Origin of the sequence: Frankia sp. R82 (assembly GCF_023716925.1) — a bacterium.
Lineage (GTDB): Bacteria > Actinomycetota > Actinomycetes > Frankiales > Frankiaceae > Frankia.
Map to the genome: position 1 here is coordinate 25,535 of NZ_JAMQQG010000012.1, position 20,114 is coordinate 45,648.

A 20,114-nucleotide genomic window follows, 5' to 3' on the forward strand; every position below is an offset into this window, starting at 1 on the left:
ACCCGACCGGCCAAGCCGAGCCGAGCCGACCCGATGCCGTAGGGAGTTGAGATGAACCGAGCCTCCTGCCCCGAGGACCTGACCGGGTCGACGCAGGCCCTGGCCCGCGACGTGCCGGCGCAGCGTCCCGCCGTCCTGGACGTGCTGGCTCCGCTGCCGACGGACCTCCCGAACGCCTGGGTGACGGCGGTCGGCGTGCGCGCACCGGCCCTGGCCGCCGACGGTCGGCTCGCCTACATCGCGGACGGACCCACCGGCCCGCGCCTGTGGGTCCGCACCATGGCCGCGCCCGCCGGAGCCGGGAACGTCGCCGGGGATGTCGACGAGGTCGGGAACATCGATGGTGTCGGGAACATCGATGGTGTCGGGGACGTCGGCGCCGACGGTCACGGGTACGGGGTGGCCGTCGACACCGGGCCGGGGCAGGTTCGGGCCGCGATGTGGTCACCGGGCGGGGAGCTGCTGGCCGTGCAGGTCGCGCCGGGCGGTGGGGAGCTCACCGAGGTGCGGATCGTCGATCCGGCGTCCGGGCTCGGCGCGGGTGGCCGTCCCGGCGGGGCGTGGCGGCTCGCCGGCGGCGACGGATGGGCCGCCGCCCCGGCGCGGTGGACCGCCGATGGCCAGGCGCTGCTGGTCACCGAGTCCGACCGGACCGACCCGTCCGGACGCACCCTGGCGGTGCTGATCACCCTGGACGGACGGCGGGTCGTGCTCGCCGAGGGCATCGCCCTGCAGATCCTCGACGCCGTCGCCATCGCGGACGGCCACCGACTGCTGCTGCGGGAGGGACCGCGGGGGGTCCGCCGGGCCCTGGTCGTCGATGCCCGGCTCACCACCGCGTCCGAGGAGGGCACCACCTACGCCTCCTGGGAGCTGCCGGGCGGGCGGGCGACCGTGCTGTCCGGCCGCTTCGTCGCCGGCGGGCACCGTGCCCTGCTCGTCACCGACCTCGGCGGTCGTGAGCGCGCCGCACTGCTCGACGTGGCGGTGGACGGCCCGGGCCCCGCCCGGGTGCTCGCCGCCCGCCCGGACGCCGATGTCGAACGCATCGCCCTGCTCGACACGCCCACCGGACGGGTGGCCGCCCCTCGTCCGGAACTGGCCGGGGTGGAACTGGTCGACCCGGGTCTGGGCGGGATGGCCCGGGCGGAGGCGGAGCTGATCGGGACGGGGCTGGGCGCCGCCGGCCTGGGACGGGCCGTCGTCGTGTGGAACGTGGCGGGACGCAGCGAGCTCACCGGAGTGGACCTGGCCACCGGCGAGGCGCATCCGCTGCCCACGCCGCCGCGGGCGGTGATCACCGCGCTGCTGGGACGAGCCGGCGGACGGGAGCTCGTGCTCGCCGTCGAGGACGCCACCGTCCCCGCCGAGCTCTGGACGTGCCACCTCAGCACCGACTCGGGAGATGCCGACTCGGGGGATGCGCGGTGGGGCGCCGTCCACCGATGTCTGGTGTCGCGCGCACCCCGGCAGCCGGGCGCACTCGTCGAACCGGAACTGCGCACCCTGGCCGCCCATGACGGGCTCACCCTGTCGGGTTTCTGGTACCGTCCGCCGGCGCCGCCCGGGCCGATGCCGACCCTGATCTACCTGCACGGCGGGCCCGAAGCGCAGGAACGGCCCACGTTCAACCCGCTGATCCACGCGTTGAACGCCCGGGGGATCGCGGTGTTCGCGGCCAACGTGCGCGGCTCCACCGGCTACGGCCGCTCCTTCGAGGAGGCCGACCATCTGCACCGCCGCTTCGACGGTATCGAGGACGTCGCGAGCTGCGTGCGTGACCTCGTCTCCGCCGGCCTCGCCGAGGCGGACCACATCGGGGTCGCCGGCCGCTCCTACGGCGGCTATCTGACGCTGGCCGCGCTCGTCGGCTTCCCGGAGCTGTTCCGCGTCGGCGTCGACATCTGCGGCATGGTCGACCTCGAGACGTTCTACCAGCACACCGAGCCGTGGATCGCGGCCAGCGCGGTCACCAAGTACGGCGACCCGCAGACCGACCCGGCGCTGCTGCGGGCGCTGTCCCCGCTGCACCGGATGAGCCGGCTCGCCGCACCCCTGTTGGTCGTGCACGGCGAGAACGACACGAACGTCCCGGTCGTCGAGGCCGAGCAGACCATCGCCGCCGCCCAGGCCCGCGGGGTGCCGTGTCGCTACCTGCTGTTCCCCGACGAGGGCCACGAGGTGGTCGGGCTCGCCGGCCGGCTGCGGTTCGTCCGCGAGACCGTCACCTGGCTCGCCGACCAGCTGCTGCCCGACCGACTCCCCGCCACCCACCGGGAGGACGAGTCGGTGGCCTAGCCGCCGGCCGGCGCAGGGGCATGATCGGGCCGTATGGCCAGGTCGACCCTCTCTCGGACCCGCTCCGGCTCCCCTCTGGCTGGGCGGAGCCGATCCGTTACCCCGGGTGGGCGAAGCATCCACGGACGGTGCTGACACAATACGTATCGTGAAAATCGAGGAGTTGGAGGCGGACCGGACCTGGCTGGCGTTCGACCCCATGCGCCAGCTGCGACCCCACCTGACCTCGACGGGGTTCGTCCGCCTCGTCAACGAGGTGCAGCGCCCCGAGGGCTACCGGCTGATCGGGTCCTGGGACGGCGAGCTCAGCCGGGTCGCCGCGGCGCTCGGCTTCCGTCAGGTGACGTCGCTGGCCACCGGACGGCACCTGGTCGTCGACGACCTGACGACCATCCTCGTCGCCCGCGGTCGCGGCCACGCCACCCGCCTGCTGGCCTGGGCCGACCGGGAGGCCCGCCGTCTCGGCTGCGAGCACATCCAGCTCGGCGTCGACACCCATCGCCACGAGGCCCACCGTCTCGCCCTGCGCACCGGCTACGCGATCTCCACCTTCGGCCTCACCCGCCGCCTGTGATCCGCTGCCGATAACCTGCCGGCAGGCGCCCGGGTCACCTCCTGGGGCAGCGTCGGCTGTGGCTGTGGCTGTGTCGCGGAACTATCGCCGGCGGTCGCCCAGCCAGCGCCGGAGCCCCGTCTGTCCGGGGGCGGGGCCGGGCGCGACGAGTGGAAGGAACTGCCAGACGTCGAAACGCTCGACCCCGTGGCGGTGATCGCGCTGGGTCAGCCGCATCTCCAGACCGTCCCCGCGAAGCTCGCCCCAGTAGTCGACCTGGCCGTGCTGACCGGTGCTGCTGACCGTGATCTGCTGGCCGGCGATCCGGTAGTGGCCGCCGACGGGCGGCCGTGGCACCAGCACCTCGGCCACCGCGGGCAACGACTGGTTGCTGGTGGTCCCGCACGCCGAGCCGTGGCTGAAGAAGCGAAGGTAGAAGTTCCACCCCGGCTCCGGCCCGGCCGCCACGTACAGCCCGTCGAAACGCGGGGCCACCTGTGCGACCCGCGGCAACGACGGTAGCGCGGGCAGTGCCGGCATCGACCAGCCCTGCGGACTCTGCGGAAAGACCATGGTTCCCCCAGCCACGCGACGTGAGATCAGCGGTGCGCGGCGAGCGCAGCCCTGCTGAGGTGATCTGCTGCTCGGGTCGTTTCTGGGAGCCGGTACTTCGGGCATAGTTCGAGAACCCACCGGCAGGCTGAGTCGAGATTGGAGCGATGCCCCACCGATAGGTACACCTCCCGAACTCCATCGCGAGTGCGAAGTGCGGCCCCGACCGGCTCCCCGTCGAGCAGGATTGCTGTGCGCTCGCCGCGCCGCTGCCCAGGAGAAGTGTGTGTGCCGACGAAGCGTGTCTTTGCCACCCCAATCGTCGGTAGATTCAGGGTGATACCGAGATGGCAGGCCAGCCCGAAACGCCGTGGATGGGCGATCCCGTGACCGTCGCAAAGTACCAGGTCGGGGGGTGACGCCAACTTTGGAAGCACCTCGTTCCACGCGTCGAGCAGCGGCGGTAGCTCCCGAAAGGACAATAGTCCGGGAACATAGGGGAATGCTGCCCGACCCACGGCTGTCGCCGAGTCGATGACCTCCCAGGTGGGCGCTGAAAGGATGACGACTGCGCCGGCTATCAGGTCGGATGCGGTATCGTAGGCGACATCGAATCCGGCGACTGTCGTGACTCGGTCCGGCCCGGCAACATTGGCTTGGACGCGCTCCCTCAAATGGAGCTGCAGTGCCTCCGCCTCCGCAACCCGCGTCGCCATATAACCCCTCACGGTTTTTTGTCGTCATCTGGGCGACCGTTGTAGCCATGCGGTTGGGGATGAGGGGTTTTCCTTGACTTTTTACCCGTCCCAACTTGGCGTCATGGTTACTGGTCGAGCTGGTTATTGCAACTGTGTTCCGTCTTCTGCCCATTTCTTGCGCTGAACGATCTCTCCATGATCGTAGATGGTCTCGCTGCTAAGTTGGCCGTTGGGGAACCATGTGCGACCGACCCCGTGCGGACCGCCACCCACGTTCCAGTGCTCGTACTCGATTGATCCGTCGGGATAGAAAGATTTTTCCAGGCCGCTTTTAACGCCATCCTCGTAGGATTCTATCTTGCAAATCTGATTATTTTTGTAATAGTCTACCGCTTGACCGGTGAAAAATTTTTCATTGTGGACTACGTACAGGTCGTCGGTGTAGTCGATATCGTCAATGTGTACGGTATGGATCGAGTCGGATTCCATGGCTGGGCCGCCTATCTGTTGGGTGACAGCTTTCCGGGTATGGATTCGACACCGGATCGATCCCCGAGTATAGCAGTGCAGTTGGCGCAGCAGGGCGCGGCCGATTTTTCGTCCGGACGGTAGGGAAAGTAGTTGTCGACCAGCATCTCGGAGAGGGATTCTGCGCTGACCTGGTATCCCATTCTTTCGCGGTCGTGCAGGGCGCGGCTGACATTGAGCACCTCGGCGTGAGATCCTGCGACACTGAAGTGCGGATACCCTCCTCTATCTCCTCTGGGATACTGGTATCCCTGGGGATTCTGTTGGGCTTCCCTCTTCAGGGTATTTAGGCGTTCCCGGAGAATTGGATGGAGGTCCTCTGGAGCTGTGATGCTGTTTGTCGACTCGTACAGGAGGCCGGTCCGTTTGTCCAGGAGATCGGACACGACTGGTGCTACTCGCGATTTTGGGATCGAGTGGTCGTCGCGCGCATCCCAATATCCTTGGCGCCGTTCGTCGGCGAGGTCGTGGAGGTACTCGCGCACTGGCTTTCCGTCAATCTTTTCGATCAAGCCGTTCTCGCTCCGATCGACCTGGCTCTCTGTCAGGCGTGGTAGAGGCTGGACCTTGGTGAGTGGGGCTTCAGGTGATGTCGAGGCGCCGGAATCGTCCGGCGCTCCCGGTGGATCGATTGTGCCGGAACTCCCTGTGGGGCTGTCGGTGGTCGAGGTCGATGCGCGGTCCCGGTCTCGCTGCGTGGTAGGGAAATCGCTGCCAGCCCCGGCCGGAAGGCGCTGTGTTTCCCCATCGTCCAGGGAAGTTTTCGAGTCTCCTGCGCCATCCGTCCGGCGTAACGGTTCGGATCCGGCTCGCTCAGACCCCGGGAGGTCGTGTTCGGTGGCAGGGCTGCTCGCCTCGGCCGGTGTTCCGGCCAGACTGCGGGCCGGTGGCCTGTGCTCCGACGGCCCGTCGTCTGACACCTCGTTCGGGGGGGGATCGGCGGCAGGGACATCGGTGTCCTGCGGATCTTCTCGGACTCTCTCGTCATCCGGCGTGCGTGCTCCATCCCCAACAGGAGGAGCGTTGCTGGCGTCCCGATCGGAGGGATCGTGGATTTCGGGCTGCGTAGTAGATGTGCCTCGATCGTTGGCTCCGAATGGCTCAGTACCGTCCCTGGTCTCGACGCCGGACGGGCTGTTCCGCGGTGTACCTTCCTCCTTGTCCGGCCGAGTTTTATTTTCCAATCCGGGCTTTTCCGAATCGGTGCCGACTGGCTCGGAGTCGAGTGCTCCGTTGGTGACATCCGGTGGATTGGTGGTGACCCCGTTGGATTCGGTGGAGGCGATGCGGTGGTCGTCGATCGCGGCTTTGCGTTCGTCGAGGGCTGCCTGGAACTCGGGTGTCGGTTCGAGCCCCTGTCGCGGTGGCTCGAGACCTTGCGGTTCGTGCTCCCTGAGCAGCGCGGATGCAGCCGGCTGCTCAGGGTCGGACGAGGCGGCGTCCTGCTGCTCGGCTGGGGGAAGCGGGTCGCCGTCCAGCGCGGCAAGTTTGTCCTGGGTGGTCTGTGCGGCTGGTTGAACAGCGACCGTGTCAGTCGGCTCCGGTATTTCGCTGTGCTCGGACCCAGGAGTTCCTCTGGCTTGGTCGGACCGTCCGATGTCGTGGTAGTCGGACTTCCCAGTGCCGTCACCGCGGTCCAACGCGGCAATTTTGTCCTGAGAGCTCCAAGCTGCTGGGGTCCTCGCCTCGGTGGTGGTGTGCGTCTGGTCGTCGGTGGCGGTCGGATGTTCGCGGGCCGCATCCTGCCGTTCATTGCCGGTGTCCTCGACGGTTCCCGATCCGGCCTCCGCCTGACCACCAGTCGCCTGCCTGTTCTCAGGCCTGGAGGTCTGGAAGCCGTCGTCGCCATCCAGCGCGGCAGCCTTGTCCTGCGTGGAGACCTCGGGTGGCGGCGGGGGAGGTGGAGGAGGCGGTGCGTCGGTCGTCGACGGTCTGTCGGTTGCCATCGGGTATCAGCCCCCTCCAGCCGCGACGTGCTTTTCCAGCAGGTTCGCCATCTGGAAGCGCAGTGCCGCCAGGTCCGCACCGGCGCAGGCCTGGTGCAGGGCCAGCCGCAGATGCTCGTCGGACGTGCCGCCGGTGAGTGAGCGCACCGCAAGGGCGAGGCCGCTGGCGGCAAGATTGCCGAGGCTGACGGCCTCAAGGCCGGGCGCACAGTGCGGGCTGTGCAGCATCTCGTCGAACTGAGCGGCGATGGTGGTGCCAGTCAGCGACAGGCCACGGTGGCGCCATTCCCCTGTGAGGGGATGTGGCTGGTCGGCGCCTGGTCGGCGCCGGGCCTCGGTCAGGGCACGCCGGACGTCCTGGTAGCGGTACGGACCGGCGGTCCAACGCCGAGTGTCAGCGCCGATGCCCTCACTGGTGCCGGAGGCTGCGACGTCGACGAGCATGCAGTGCAGAGTGTCGGCGAGACTGCGAGCGAACTCGTCCAGGTCGACATAAGGGCGCAGCAGGAGCGAACGGGCCGTCGCCGCCCGGTCGACGGCATGGGCGAGCAGGCAGTCCAGGGTGCGCGGGGGCTGGGCGAGTAGTTTCTCGCGCAGCGCCGGGGTCGGCGTGGGCGGTGCCTGGCCGAGGAGGTGGGCCAGGCCGATGACCTGGTGTGCGGCGACGGCTTCGACCCAGACGACCAGCAGGGGGTCGGCGGCCAGGTGGGACGCGTCGTTGACCTGGCCGAGTGTGCAGGCGCCGTGGGTGGTGCAGTCGGTGCCGCACAGCAGGCTGCGCCGGCCTGTCAGCGGGATGGCGTCGTGGCGGGCGCCCTGCACCGACTCGCGGTGCCCACCGGGCAGCATCCGGGTGAGGATCGGGCGGTCCATGCCGTCCACGGCGATCGCGGCCACGCCCGGCGGCAGGGCGACGACGAGCTCCGACTGGTCGTCGCGCAGGTTCATCGTGGCGCCGACGGCCTCGCGGTCCTCGGCCGACGGCAGCCGGTGCATCACCTTCAGCGCGGTGTTCTTCAGGACGTCCGGGAGGATCTTCGACGGGATCTGCTCGACGACGAGCACCCCCTCGCCGTAGGCGCGGATCTCGGCGAGCAGAGAGGCGAACAGCTCGACGGCAGCCGCGGCCGGACCGTCGGTGACGTTCTTGAGCAGCCGGTGGGCCTCCTCGACGACGAGGACGTGACGCAGCTCGTCGAGACCGGAACTGCCGTGGCACACCCGCAGGTGCTCGACGATGCGGATCAGGATCGCGCCGAGCAGGAACGCCTTGTCCTGATCGCTGGTGATGTCCTCGAGTTCGACCACGACGTTGCGGGTCAGCAGCGCGCCGATGTCGAGGGGATGGCCGCCCTCGAAGAACCGGCCGGGGGTGCCCTCGCGCAGCGAGCCGATCCGCACGTCGACGAACCCGCGCACGTCCGCGGTCACCTCGGCGCCGTAACCGATGGTCTCGACCACCCGGGTGGCGGTGCGCTGCAGATCGCCGAGGGTCGGGTAGCGGGGGCGGGCAGGTACCAGCGGCTCGTCGTCGCGGAACCGGGGTCGGTGCTCGGGGCGCATCCGGCCGGCGACGAGATCCCAGCCGGCGTCGGTGTAGCAGACGGTCAGCGCCCTGGCCAGCACCTGCGGAAACGGCTCGTGGGCCTCGAACGCGGCCAGGAACAGGGCCCGGACCAGGTCGATGTGGCTCTGCAGCGGGAAACCCGGCTCGGGTTCGAGCGGGTTGAGCCCGGCCGGCGGGGCATCGAGGCGTCCCGGCCGGATGACGAGAACCTCGGCGTGGCCGGCGAGTCGACCGGCCATCCGGGCGTACTCGGCCTTGGCCGGCTCCAGCACCAGCCATGGCACTGGATCCGCGGCGCGGGCCAGCGACTCCAGCAGCGAGCGGACCGTCTGCGACTTGCCCGAACCGGTCGCCCCGCAGACGAACCCGTGCCGGTTCAGCGTGGCCCTGGGTACCGGGAGCACACCCGCCGGTGACCAGCCGGCATCCAGCACCTGGCCGAGCACGACCGCGCCGCCGACCGCATCGTGGCGTGCGACGTCGTCCGATCTGTCTCCGTGGTGAAGGGTCGGCGCCGGTGCCATGGGCGGCCGCATTCCCAGGCCGCCTTCCGGCGTGACGTCGAAGGTGTGGGCGGTGACCAGGGTGATGCCGGGCAGCTCCCGGCGGGGCGGACGGGCCAGCGCCGCGAGCAGCTCGCCCCCGGCGCGGAACGGGAAGCGTGGCTCGATGCCGGCGTTCGCCGGTCCACCGACCGGAGGATTCTGCGGTCGTCCCGGCGGGTCGCCCGGCACCGAGGACTCGTGAGCATGCGGAGTGCCAGGAGTGCCCGGGGCGCCTGGGGCGCCAGGGTGGCCGAAGGCAGGACGGGACGGCGCCGGCCGTACGTTGATCCGCCCGCCGCCGACGCCATCGCCGGGTCCCGCACCGGGCAGGTACTCGGCGCCGATGCCGGAGCCGGGATGTCCGTGAGGGCCATAACCGGAACCGGGGTGGCTGGTGGGGTCGTCCGGACCGGAGGCGAGCATGCGCGGCGGCTCGGCCGCGCCCGCCCGCGATGCAGACGGCCCCAGTGGCGTGCCCAGGGCCTCGGCCAGCCCGGACGGGCGGGAGCGTTGCGGGGTGAGCAGGTAGGGCAGATCGTCGAGATCGCCCGCACCGCACAGCAGGGCGGCGGTCAACCGGGTCTCGGTGGCCGTTGGCGCGCCGACGAGCACCCGCACGTCCCACAGGCCGGTGGCGGCGGAGCGAGTGAGTTCCCGGTAGCGGGCCTCGGCGCGTTCCAGTTCGACCCGGGCGTGCCCGTCCTGCTCGCGTCGACGCAGGAACGGGATCATGCGCAGCAGGTCGCCGCGCTCGGCGTCGACGACGCCGGTGGCCACGGGCTGCGCGACCACCAGCCAGGCGAAGGCGCCGGGCAGATGGGCGGCGAAGTCATCGAACGAGCCGTGCCGGCTCGGGCCGCCACCGTCACGGCCGTTGCTGCCAGGACGATCCGCCACCCACAGGGCGTCCGCCGTGCCGGCGCAGCGCAGCCAGCTGGGAAAGCCGTTCAGCGCCGCGACGACCTCGGCGCCGTCCACCGCGACCCCCGTACTGCCCGGCGGATACAGCACCGGTACCGGCACGCCTGACGAGCTGTCCGCAGTCGGGGCGTGGCAGGCCGCGGTCGGGTCGGCCGCTGTCGTGTCGGCCGGCGTCGTGTCGGCCGGCGTCGTGTGGGCTGCCGTCGTGCGGGCTGCCGTCGTGCGGGCCGGTGGGAACGTGGGACTTCCACCGACGAGGACCCGCAGGTGCGGATCTCCGGGCACCCGGAGCCAGACGACCGCGATCGCGCTCGGCTCCGCGCCGGGAGGATCGGCATCGCAGGTCAGGTCGGCGTGAGCCGCGATGAGTGCGGCGAACAGCTGGGCCGGTGCGGGGTCGGGCACGTCCGTCGCGGCGGGTGGCCGGGGGACGGCGAGCAGCCGGTGGAACTGGAATCTGGCCAGCACGTCAGGCCCGCGCTACCGCTGACCGGGCTGGCGGTACTGCTGATAGGGATAGCCGCCGTTGCCCTGCCCGCCCTGCGGATACTGCTGGCCCGCCGTACCGGGATACGGGTAGGGCGGCGCCTGATGGGTGGGCTGCGGGGCGGCGATCTGCTGCGTGGCGGTGGTGCCGCCCTGGGTCAGGCTGCCCGGGTCCCGGGAGTGTGGCACGGCGGTGAAGTCCCGCGTCGTGTCGGCGACCCCTGGCAGCAGGACGAGCCCCGGGTTGCAGTCGCCGGGGCGCACGCGCCCCGGTCCGGCGTCCGTCCCGACCAGGATGAAGGCGGTGGTCGCCAGGCTCTGCAGCGTTGTCGGCTCGACGGCGTAGTCCTTCTCCCGCTGCAGGGTCGTGCCGAGGTTCTGGCTGACGCTGTTGGACACGTTGACGGTGTTCGTCCACGACGACGAGTGCGATGTGGTGGTCGAACGGTTCCAGCTGTCGCCGCTGCTGCGCCCACCCACACCGATCGAGCTCTGGCCACCGGTTCCCTCGGTGTACGAGGTGCCGTCCTGCTCCCCGTAGCTGTTCGCGAAGCCCTCGGTGAAGCTGTTGCCGACCTGGTTGGTCACCTGCGAGAGAACGAAACGGAAGCCCTTGCCGATGTGCTCGGCAGCGGTCGCGGCCTCCCGGGGATTGCCCAGCCGCATGAAGATGGCGGCACTGTGACCGGTGCCGATGAGCTTCTCCGCGTCGTCGCTGAGGCTCTTGAACATCAGGATCAGCCGGACCCTGGCCGCCTCGGCCTGCTGGGCCAACGTGGTCAGCGTTTCCCGGCCGAGATGGTCGGCGCCGGCGATGATCACGACGTCGGAGCTCGCGCCCCGCAGGTCGGCGTCGTTGCGCAGCCGGTGCAGCAGGAGCTGGACGAGAACCCGGTCGACCAGCAGCTTGCGTCGTCCGGAACTGTCCCGCCCCGCACTCGTGGTCGACAGCACCCGCAGGCCGCCGCGCGGCCACCAGTCCGCCGCTGTCCCGGTCGCGGCGGTCGTGGCATGCTCTGCGGGCTCGGCGCCGGAAAGTATCTCCAGTTCGGTGCGCAGGAAGCTGATCTGCTCCGCGGTCCGTTCCCGCTGCCCGAGATCGTGCATCCGCTGCTGCAACGCGTCGATCTCGTAGGCGTCGAACACACCCTCGTGGATCGCGGAACTCTGGTTGTCGAGGATGCGCAGCGCCGCGGCGAGCCGGACAAAGCTCAGCGGGGCGTGGATCGAGGACGTCACGACCCGCAGGATGTTGAAGTCGATGGCCCGCAGGCCCGGGTCGCCCCCACCTCGACGGTCGGTGTCGAAGGCGTCGGCGAGCAGCGCGGCGACCTCGCGGGGCTCACGGCCCACCAGCAGACCGAGCCGTTCCAGGCTGGCCGGCAGCTCCCGGACCTCGACCGGGAGCTGGCGGCCAGCGGGCAGGTGGGCATCGTTGGCGAGCATCACCAGGCCCGCCCCGACGCCGAGCTCGGACAGGTCGAGCAGCAGTATCCCCGCGCCACTGCCGAGCAGCGACGCGCCTCCCGTCGCCAGAATGCTGGTCCAGCCGGCGCCGGTCCCACCGAAGACGTCGACCCGCGCGGGCGTCTGGAGATCGAGCGGGTAGAAGTCCATCGCCGCGGCAACCCGGTGCCGCTCGGCCTCGTCATGCTGGTGGACGCGTTGCTGCCAGGCCACGTAGGCGCCCTGGAACTCCTGCTCGCGCTGGACGAGCGCCGCCTCGTAGGCGGCGGTGTACTGCTTGATCTGCCGACTGATCGAGGTCAGTGGCACGAAGTACCAGGCGAGCAGGCCCAGACCGATGACCAGGATGAACAGGCCGCCGGTCGGCGACCCCGCCAGCGATCCCAGCCCGGAGAGCACGAGCAGGCCGCCCACGATCGGCTTCCAGATCCGTCTGGTCAGGTACTGCCGGCGGAACTCGAGCCCGCGCAGGTCCGGTGGCGGCACCGGGAACCGGGAGGGCGGCTGGTATGCCTCCGGATGCGGCACCGGCGGATGTGCGGGCGCGAACTCCCAGCCCCAACGTTCGACCGGGCTGAAGATCCGTGCGACCAGCGTTCTGTTCAGCGCGTCCGCTTTTGGCGTCGTCATGCACTCACCCGTCCGACCCCCCGATACGACTGCGGACTGCGTGAAGCCGGCAGTGTGACCACTCGCAGACGCATGCTGACAAACGACGCTACCGTGATTTGCTCCGCGTATGCACGTGAGCCGGGAACGTAGTCCTAGCCGGGGTGGACCCTGGCCTGGACGGACGGCCATGGTGCGGCTAACCCCCGTCCGTACTGGCCGGTCAGCTCCGTCGCGCGGCCGGGCCCGGACGATCTACCTTCCGGTATGCCCGGCCAGGAGCGCGGGTCCCGCCGAGAACTGCCGGTGCCTGTCGGGCCGCAGCGGCGGCGGGGAGGCGACGACGTGAGGACGAGCAGCTATGACGGGCATGGTCGAGGTGGGCGGCGCCCCCACCGGGGCGCGGCGGCCGAACGGTGGGGTCCGGGCGTTGGCGCGGGCGACGTACGCCGGGCCGATGTGGGTGGCCACGGCGTTCACCGCGCTCACGAGCATGCTCGCCGTGCCCGTGTTCCTGACGGTGTTCGTGCTGATCATCATGGGGGTGCCGCTGCTGCTGGTCGCGCTGGCCGGGGTGCCGCTGATCTGGGCCGGGCTGGTCACCGCCCGGCTGGCCACCCGGGTGGACGCCTGGCGGTTCGAGACGATCCTGGGCCGACGGCTCCCGCTGCGCCCCTCGCCCGCCCATCCACCGCCGGCCGACGGTGTCCGGGCGCGTGTCGGCGGGGAACTGCGGCGGCTGCGTTCCGGTGGCAGCTGGTTGGACGCCTGCTACGCGCTGGTCGTCGTCCCGCTGTTCGGCTGGCTCGGCGGCTGGCTGCTGTTCGTCGCCTGGGGCGGCGGGCTCGCGTTCGTGCTCTTCCCCGCCTACGGATTCACCCTCACCGCGGGTGACCGCGTGTTCGGGCAGGATTTTGGCTACGGCACCTCGGTGACGCTGCACGTCGGGCTCGGCGTCGCCGCCCTGCTCGCCGCGCCCTGGCTCGCCCGCGGCCTCGTCGCCGCGCACTACCAGCTGGCCCGTTGGCTGCTGTCCCCGCGGGAGGAGGAACTGCTCGCCTGGCGGGTCGAGGACCTCACCTCCAGCCGGGCGGGCATGGTCGCCGCCGCCGCCGCCGAGCGGCGCCGCATCGAACGCGACCTGCATGACGGTGCGCAGCAGCGGCTGGTGGCCGTCGCCATGACCCTCGGACGGGCCCAGGCCCGCTTCGCGCAGGACCCGGACGGCGCCGCCGGTCTCGTCGCCGAAGCCCACGCCGAGGCGAAGCGGGCGTTGGTCGAGCTTCGCGACCTGGCCCGGGGCATCCACCCGGCGGTGCTCACCGACCGGGGCCTGGACGCGGCGCTGTCCGGGCTCGTCGCCTGCTGCCCGGTGCCGGTCACCGTCGACGTGGACGAGGCGACGACCCGGCGCCGCGACCCGGACGCCGAGGCCGTCGCCTACTTCTTTGTCGCCGAGGCGTTGACCAACGTGGCCCGCCACGCCGATGCCACCCGGGTCGCCGTCACCGTGCGCCGCCTTCCCGCGGACCTGAGCGTGACGGGCCAGGGCACCGTGAGCCACAGCCATGCGGGCCAGGGCCATCTGGGCCAGGGTGCGGGGCGTCTCGTCGTCGAGGTCGCCGATAACGGCTGCGGCGGCGCCGCAGAGCGGGGCGGTACGGGTCTGGCCGGCCTGCGGGACCGGGCCCGCGCCGTCGACGGGACGTTCAGCCTGACCAGCCCGCCCGGGATCGGTACGACGCTGCGGCTGGAGCTGCCATGCGCATCGTGATCGCCGAGGATTCGGTGCTGTTGCGGGAGGGCCTGATCCTGCTGCTGGAGGACCTCGGTGTCACCGTGACGGCCGCGGTCGACGAGGCGGAGGCACTGCTGCGCGCGGTCGCGGCCGATCCGCCGGACGTCTGCGTCGTCGACGTCCGCCTGCCACCGACCTTCGTGGACGAGGGGGTAAGGGCGGCCCTGGTGCTGCGCCGGCAGTGGCCGGCCGTCGGCGTCCTGGTGCTCTCGCAGTACGTCGAGGAACGCTACGCGGTCGATCTGTTCATCGCCGAAGGCAACCGGAACACCGGCGGGGCCGGCCGCCCCCGCGGTGGCGTGGGCTACCTGCTCAAGGACCGGGTCTCGGACGTCGCCGACTTCCACGCGGCGTTGACGCGGATCGCCGACGGTGCCACCGTGCTCGACCCCGAGGTCGTTACCCAGCTGATGATCCGCACCCGTCGGACCGATCCCCTGGCCGCCCTCACCCGCCGCGAGAACGAGGTCCTGCGCCTGATGGCGGAGGGACGCTCGAACGTCGGGATCTCCGCCGCGCTCGTCATCACCGAGCGTGCGGTCGAAAAGCACGTCACCGGCATCCTCGCCAAGCTCGGCCTGCCGGCCGCCGAGGACGACCACCGACGTGTGCTCGCCGTCCTGCGCTATCTCGACTCGACCGATGGCCACGGTGCCATCCCGGTTCGCGGCGCCAACCCCGCCCACAGCACCGGCACCAGCCCCGGTGGTACCCGGCCGTATTCGCAGGAGGCCCCGCGATGACCGATTCCACCCACCTCCCGGCCCCCGACCACCGCTCCGTCGACCTCGGCCTGCGTCCCGACCCGGACCATGACGGCGACTCCGTCCTTCGTGGCGGTCCCGACCGGCCTGGGCACGGGTCCGGACCACGTCCCGGGCGGGTGCCGGCGCTGCTCGTCGGCGGTCTGGTCGCGGTGGTCCTCGTGGCCTTCTTCGGGATCTCGGTCGTCACCGGAACGAGCGGACGGGAGGTGCGGCTCGAGACCCGAATCCTGCCGGCGTCGGTGACCCGCATCGACATGACCGCCGAGGCGGGCGACGTGGCCCTGTACGGCCCCGGTGCCACCACTGCCCGCGGCATCGTGTTCCCCACCGGCGCGTCCGCAGCCCCACGGTTCTCGGCCCCACCGCTCTCAGCCCCACCGTCCTCAGCACAGCCGACGGCGGTGCAGGCAGCCGGAGCGCAGCCGTCCGGGCTGGTTCTGGTCGCCCGGCTCAGTGGCGTCGTGCGCATGCCCGCCCTCGACGTACAGATCAGTGGTGACACCGCACGGGTGTCCAGCCGCTGCCCGCTGTGGAGTTTCTGGGACTGCGGGTCCGCCTACTTCGTTGCCGTTCCGTCCGGGCGCAGTGTCACCCTGCGGACGTCCGCAGGGGACGTGAGCGCGACCGGTCTCGACGGTCCCGCCCGGCTGTACACCTCGGCCGGCGACGTCGTGGTCACCAGGTCGCGCGGGGCGGTCGACGCCTCCAGCGCGGCCGGTGACGTGCGCGTGCTCGAATCCCGCTCCCGCTCCGTGCGGATGTCGAGCTCCGCGGGCGATCTGACGCTGGAGGCCACCGAGGCACCGGACGACCTTGATGCCCAGAGCTCGGCCGGCGACGTGCGGGTGCTGCTGCCCGCAGACTCACCGCCGTATGCGACCGACGTGTCCACCTACACCGGCGACCGGGACGTCACCATCGGATCCGATCCGAGATCCCAACGTCGGCTACGGGTCGCCACCGCCGCCGGCAACGTGACGGTGCACCGCACCGAACCCTGAGCGTCCCTCGGGCCCCGGGGATCGGCGTCCGCCGGGGCCGAGGGGCGGGGAGGAGCGCTCTAGCGGAACCAGCCGCGGCGACGGCCGAGGTGTTCGAGCTGCTGGTGGAGCAGGCCGGCCAGGGCCTGGCGGTCGAGGTCGTGATGGGAAAGGCGGAAGCGGGTGAGCTCGTCGCCGCCCGAGGACAGCAGGCCGCCGCGGCGGTCGGCCTCGAGCACGACGTCGGTGCCGGCGCCGTCGACCAGGAAGGTCACCTCCAGCTCGCGGATCCGCCGGGCGTACTCGCCGGACGGGCGCAGCTCGATCTCCTGGTAGAACGGCAGATCCGAACCGCGCAGGCGGCCCTTCTCCACATCGGCGGAGTGGAACTGGAAGCCCAGATCGCCGAGCGCGGCCAGCACCGCCTCCTGGATGGGCAGCGGATGCACCTCGACCGGGTCGAGATCACCCGGGTCGACCGCCCCGGAGATCGAGAGCTTCGTGCGCACCCCGATCTTCATCCCGCGCAGCTGCCAGCTGCCGACCGTGGTGATCGGGGTCTGCCACGGCACGGCCAGCTCGAACCGTCCGCCGATTCGCTGGCCGGGGGCGACCGTAAAGCCGCCCCCGACCTGCTGGGTACCGAACGTGACCTGCTCGTACCAGGTGGAGTCGTCCCGCTCGACCTCGACGGTGGCCTCCAACGAGACCAGCACCTTCTCGATCTCCTGCTCGACCTTGCCGCCGACGATGTTCGTCACGCCGGTGACGACCGTGCCCGGCTGGGTCTGCGGCCGGTCCAGCACCGTGTCCACCTCGGCCGCGCCCACCCCGAGCCGCGACATGAACCGCTTCATCACCATCGCCGTTGCTTCCCTCTCGTCCCGGCTCCGTTGCCTGGCCGCCCGGCTGCCGTGCGGGCCGGTCGCCGGCCCTGCGCCGGCTGCCCTGCGTCTGCCCATACTGCGTCGACGGCTGTCCCGAGCCGTCGTGGTCGAGCCTCCCATGCCGGGCTGCCGGGACGGTCGAACCGTCGCCTTCAAGACGGTCCGTGACGAAGGCGGCGGACGCTGACGGGTGGGGCATCCGCCTGCGGGGAGAACCGGTACCATCCCGCTTCGTGACCTGCATCGTCGGTGTACAGAAAGACGGCCGGGTCGTCATCGGTGGGGACAGCGCCGGCGTGGCCGGCTGGTCCGTCACCGTGCGTGCGGACACCAAGGTGTTTCGCAACGGGGAGTTCCTGATGGGCTTCACCGACTCGTTCCGGATGGGCCAGTTGCTGCGGTACAGCCTCGTGCCGCCCGTCCCACAGGACTGGGATCTCGACCGGTTCATGTCGACGGAGTTCATCGCCGTGGTCCGGGACTGCCTGCGCGACGGCGGCTTCGCCCGCAACGAGTCGGGCAACGAAAGTGGCGGGCTGTTCCTGGTGGGTATCCGCGGGCACCTCTACCGGATCGACTCGGACTACCAGATCGGCCGCAGCGTCGACGACTACTACGCGATCGGCAGCGGCGACGAGTACGCCAGCGGCTCGCTGCACACCACCGCCGGCCTCGACGCCGACGAGCGGGTCCGCCTGGCCCTGGAAGCCGCCGCCCACCACTCCACCGGCGTCTGCCCCCCCTTCCACTACGTCACGTCCGATGACGTCTACGCCCCCGACGGCACCGTCCGCGCCCCCTGACACCCGCGCCTCCTCGGGAGGGGGACCAGCGCGTCAGGGCAGCTCGGCGTCACCATCGAGGTTGGCGATCATGCGGCGCAGGACGGTGAGTGCGGCCGCGTACTGCTCGGTGGTGATGCCGTGATGCAGCTGGTCATGGGCCCGCCGGGTGCGCTCGGCGGCACGTGCCCGCCCGGCTTCGCCTGCCTCGGTGAGCGTGAACACGGGTGTTCCTGCCGGCTGCGGCGAGGACATCAGCCAGCCACGGGCGAGCAGATCGTCGAGGACCGCGTCGATGTCGGTGTTGAGATCGTCGAATCGGGCCAGTCGGCGGATCAGGCCGGCACGGTCCCACCGGGCCGGGGCCCCGGCGATGTGGTTGAGGACCCACCAGTGTGGCTGGGTGAGATCTTCGCTGGCGAGCTCGGCGCGGATCCGGCCCACGATCGTGCGATAGGCCGCGCCGGTCCAGTAGCCGGCCGGCTGTCGGGCCAGCACCTCGTCCGGATGGGGTGTGATGTCCGTGGTCATGGCACTCCCGTCGGCGACGCCCTGGAGTCGGCACTACCGGGTGGCAACGTCGCGGTGTCGGAGGATGACGCTAGAACCTGAACCCGGGTGCAGGTCAACAGGGCTCGGTGCCCGACGGGCCGGGCCCTGTCGACCCGGGGGCGATCACCACCCGGCCGGGCGCCTGCAAGGCGACGGCCGGCCGGGCGGGCGCGATGTGCTCGGTCAGCGGCGCAGGGCCTGGGTGGCGAGGGCGGTGGCGGCGGCGCGGCCGGCCACGGGGGTGAAACGGTCCGAGGCGGCGGTGAGGGCGGCGTACTCGTCGTCGGCGAGGACGATGTCGGCGGCTGCGGCGTTGCTCTCGACCTGGGCGACGCTGGACGCCCCGGGGATCGCGATCACTTGGGGATGGTGGATCGCCCAGGCCAGGGCGATCTGCGCCGGTGTCGCGTCGTGGGCGGCGGCGACATCGCGCAGAGTGTCGAGCAGAGGCACCACCCGGTCGAGGTTCTCGGGCAGGAACAGTGAGTTGGCGGAACGGACCCGGCCGGCGGGCCGGTGGGTGGCGGAGTAACGGCCGGACAGCAGACCCTGAGCCAGCGGACTGTAGGCGATGACGATCCGGCCTTCGGCCGCGGCGAACTCGAGCAGCGCGGCGCCCCGGCGGGGCCGGGCGAGGCTGTACTCGACCTGGTTCGACAGCACCGGCGCACCGAGCGCCGCGTCCGCCTCCTGCCAGCGCTGCAGCGAGTAGTTGCTCACGCCGACGTCCCCGACGAGCCCGACGGTGCGCAGCGCCTGCATGCCCGGCATCGTCCAGCGGTCGCGGATCACCGGGTTCGGCTGATGCACCTGGTACAGATCCAGGTGGCGTACGCCGAGCCGGCCCGCGCTGGCGACGGCGCGCTGCTCGACGACGGCCGCCACCGGCAGCACCGGCATGATCTTCGTTGCGAGATACACCTCCCGCGCGGTTTCGGGCTGGTCGCCAGCCTTGCCCGGGCGGCTGCCTGCGGTGTCGGTGCTGCTTCCGGTGCCGGTGCTGCTCCCGGTGCCGGAGCCATGGGAGGTGGCGGCGGCGAGGGCCGTGCCCAGAATGCGTTCGCTGCGGCCGAAGCCGTACACCTCGGCGGTGTCGAAGACGGTGATCCCGAGTTCGAGCGCACGCCGGACGACCTGGGCGGCACCCTGATCGGCGTATTCGCTGCCGTAGCCCCACTCCCGGGATCCGAACTGCCAGGTGCCCAGTCCGATCTTCGACAGGCGTTTCGGGCTGGTGCTGACGCTGTGCTCGACGTGGCGCATGCGTCCAGTCAACGACACCGGATGTGCCCAGGGCGAGGTGGCCGCCGCCCGAGCGGTGTGGACGGGCGCGATCGAGGCCGGCCGCGGGCAGGCCGGTACGCGCGAGGATGCGAGGTAGTGCGGCACGCGGGGGCGCACAGCCGGGATGCGCGGGCGGGTGTCCCGTCCCCGACAGGCCCTGGATGGTCGGCGTGTGCCGTGGGTCCGGTGGGTAGCTGCTAGTTTGCCCGCAGGTCCGGTGAACAGCCGGGCATGGCGTGGCCCGGCGGCCCACGGGCGGCGGCAGGCGAGTGAGGGGAGTGCCGTGGTCACCCAGTTCAGTCGCGGGCAGAAGACCCAGCTGTCGGCAGTAACCCCGAACACCGACCTGTACGTCGGCGTGCAGATCAACGCGCCGGGGGAGTGGGACATCTCCTGCTTCGGGCTCGACCTCGGCGACCGGCTCTCCGACGACCGGTATTTCGTCTTCTTCAACCAGCCGTCCTCACCGGAGGGTTCGGTTCGGCAGGTCGGCCCGCAGCCCGGCGACAGCCAGGGCTTCCAGATCAGCCTGGACCGGGTGCCGGCATCGATCGGTCGGCTGTCGTTCTGCGCCGCCCTCGACGGGGCGGGCAGCGCCGCCGCGATCTCCTCCGGCTACCTGCGCATCGTCGCCGGCGGGGCGGAGGTGCTGCGTTACGCGTTCACGGGTGCCGACTTCACCAGCGAACGTGCGGTGATGATCGGTGATGTCTACCGCAAGGGCGTGTGGCGGGTCGCCGCGGTCGGTCAGGGTTTCCAGGGCGGGCTCGCCGAGCTGATCCGCTCCTACGGCGGCGAGGTCGCCGACGAGCCCGAGGCCGCGGCCCCTGCGCCGCCCCCACCGCCGGCCCGGCCGGTCCACGACCGGCGCAAGGCGCAGCCGCCCGCCGCACC

General features: G+C 71.1%; 16 protein-coding genes. 7 read left to right on the forward strand and 9 right to left on the reverse strand.

What is annotated here, in order from left to right; translation table 11 throughout:
- Positions 1 to 51: 51 nt before the first annotated feature.
- Together ND747_RS04135 and ND747_RS04140 are read left to right on the forward strand one after the other, a co-directional pair.
- On the forward strand, positions 52 to 2,298 hold the full coding sequence (locus tag ND747_RS04135) for a prolyl oligopeptidase family serine peptidase (RefSeq protein ID WP_251731924.1): 2,247 nt from the start codon (positions 52 to 54) through the stop codon (positions 2,296 to 2,298).
- Positions 2,299 to 2,446: 148 nt separating this feature from the next.
- Positions 2,447 to 2,872: a GNAT family N-acetyltransferase gene (locus tag ND747_RS04140; RefSeq protein ID WP_251731925.1), complete on the forward strand. Its 426-nt coding sequence runs from the start codon at positions 2,447 to 2,449 to the stop codon at positions 2,870 to 2,872.
- A gap of 81 nt (positions 2,873 to 2,953) precedes the next feature.
- Here the strand turns inward: ND747_RS04140 and ND747_RS04145 are convergent, their stop codons facing one another.
- The 6 genes from ND747_RS04145 to ND747_RS04170 all read right to left on the reverse strand — a co-directional run bounded on the left by ND747_RS04145 (position 2,954) and on the right by ND747_RS04170 (position 12,191).
- Positions 2,954 to 3,424, reverse strand: coding sequence for a hypothetical protein (locus ND747_RS04145; RefSeq protein ID WP_251731926.1), 471 nt, complete (start codon positions 3,422 to 3,424; stop codon positions 2,954 to 2,956).
- A gap of 26 nt (positions 3,425 to 3,450) precedes the next feature.
- Positions 3,451 to 4,119: a deoxyribonuclease V gene (gene nfi, locus ND747_RS04150; RefSeq protein ID WP_251731927.1), complete on the reverse strand. Its 669-nt coding sequence runs from the start codon at positions 4,117 to 4,119 to the stop codon at positions 3,451 to 3,453.
- Positions 4,120 to 4,242: 123 nt separating this feature from the next.
- Positions 4,243 to 4,590 carry a toxin-antitoxin system YwqK family antitoxin gene (locus tag ND747_RS04155; protein WP_251731928.1) on the reverse strand — a complete coding sequence of 116 codons (348 nt, stop codon included), beginning with the start codon at positions 4,588 to 4,590 and terminating at the stop codon, positions 4,243 to 4,245.
- An 11-nt stretch (positions 4,591 to 4,601) separates the two neighbouring features.
- Positions 4,602 to 6,575 (reverse strand): YwqJ-related putative deaminase, encoded by a 1,974-nt coding sequence (locus ND747_RS04160; RefSeq protein WP_251731929.1) that lies wholly within the window; start codon positions 6,573 to 6,575, stop codon positions 4,602 to 4,604.
- A 6-nt stretch (positions 6,576 to 6,581) separates the two neighbouring features.
- Complete coding sequence (locus ND747_RS04165) at positions 6,582 to 10,076, reverse strand: helicase HerA-like domain-containing protein (protein ID WP_251731931.1); 3,495 nt, start codon at positions 10,074 to 10,076, stop codon at positions 6,582 to 6,584.
- Positions 10,077 to 10,088: 12 nt separating this feature from the next.
- Positions 10,089 to 12,191, reverse strand: a complete 2,103-nt coding sequence (locus ND747_RS04170) for a hypothetical protein (RefSeq protein ID WP_251731932.1) — start codon at positions 12,189 to 12,191, stop codon at positions 10,089 to 10,091.
- 340 nt (positions 12,192 to 12,531) lie between these two features.
- On the opposite strand from ND747_RS04170, the gene ND747_RS04175 reads away from it, so the two are divergent.
- Genes ND747_RS04175 through ND747_RS04185 form a run of 3 tightly spaced genes read left to right on the forward strand, consistent with a single transcriptional unit; the run spans position 12,532 to position 15,736 of the window.
- The gene (locus ND747_RS04175) at positions 12,532 to 13,944 is read left to right on the forward strand and encodes a sensor domain-containing protein (RefSeq protein WP_251731933.1); all 1,413 of its coding nucleotides are present in this window, start codon (positions 12,532 to 12,534) and stop codon (positions 13,942 to 13,944) included.
- Positions 13,932 to 14,711, forward strand: a complete 780-nt coding sequence (locus tag ND747_RS04180) for a response regulator transcription factor (RefSeq protein ID WP_251731934.1) — start codon at positions 13,932 to 13,934, stop codon at positions 14,709 to 14,711. The genes ND747_RS04175 and ND747_RS04180 overlap by 13 nt, the downstream gene beginning before the upstream one ends.
- Complete coding sequence (locus ND747_RS04185; RefSeq protein ID WP_251731935.1) at positions 14,708 to 15,736, forward strand: DUF4097 family beta strand repeat-containing protein; 1,029 nt, start codon at positions 14,708 to 14,710, stop codon at positions 15,734 to 15,736. Before ND747_RS04180 ends, ND747_RS04185 begins: the two co-directional genes overlap by 4 nt.
- A gap of 59 nt (positions 15,737 to 15,795) precedes the next feature.
- Here the strand turns inward: ND747_RS04185 and ND747_RS04190 are convergent, their stop codons facing one another.
- Positions 15,796 to 16,578, reverse strand: a complete 783-nt coding sequence (locus ND747_RS04190; protein WP_251731937.1) for a sporulation protein — start codon at positions 16,576 to 16,578, stop codon at positions 15,796 to 15,798.
- A gap of 257 nt (positions 16,579 to 16,835) precedes the next feature.
- Here ND747_RS04190 and ND747_RS04195 point away from each other — a divergent pair, with 257 nt between their 5' ends.
- Positions 16,836 to 17,405: a hypothetical protein gene (locus tag ND747_RS04195; protein WP_163549549.1), complete on the forward strand. Its 570-nt coding sequence runs from the start codon at positions 16,836 to 16,838 to the stop codon at positions 17,403 to 17,405.
- 33 nt (positions 17,406 to 17,438) lie between these two features.
- Here ND747_RS04195 and ND747_RS04200 read toward each other — a convergent pair whose 3' ends face one another.
- Positions 17,439 to 17,915, reverse strand: coding sequence for a MarR family transcriptional regulator (locus ND747_RS04200; RefSeq protein ID WP_251731938.1), 477 nt, complete (start codon positions 17,913 to 17,915; stop codon positions 17,439 to 17,441).
- Between the two features lie 204 nt (positions 17,916 to 18,119).
- A complete protein-coding gene (locus ND747_RS04205) occupies positions 18,120 to 19,199 on the reverse strand; it encodes an aldo/keto reductase (protein WP_251731939.1) in 1,080 nt (359 codons plus the stop codon).
- Positions 19,200 to 19,503: 304 nt separating this feature from the next.
- On the opposite strand from ND747_RS04205, the gene ND747_RS04210 reads away from it, so the two are divergent.
- Positions 19,504 to 20,114, forward strand: a 611-nt coding sequence (locus ND747_RS04210) for a TerD family protein (RefSeq protein WP_251731940.1), incomplete at its 3' end; no start/stop codon positions are given.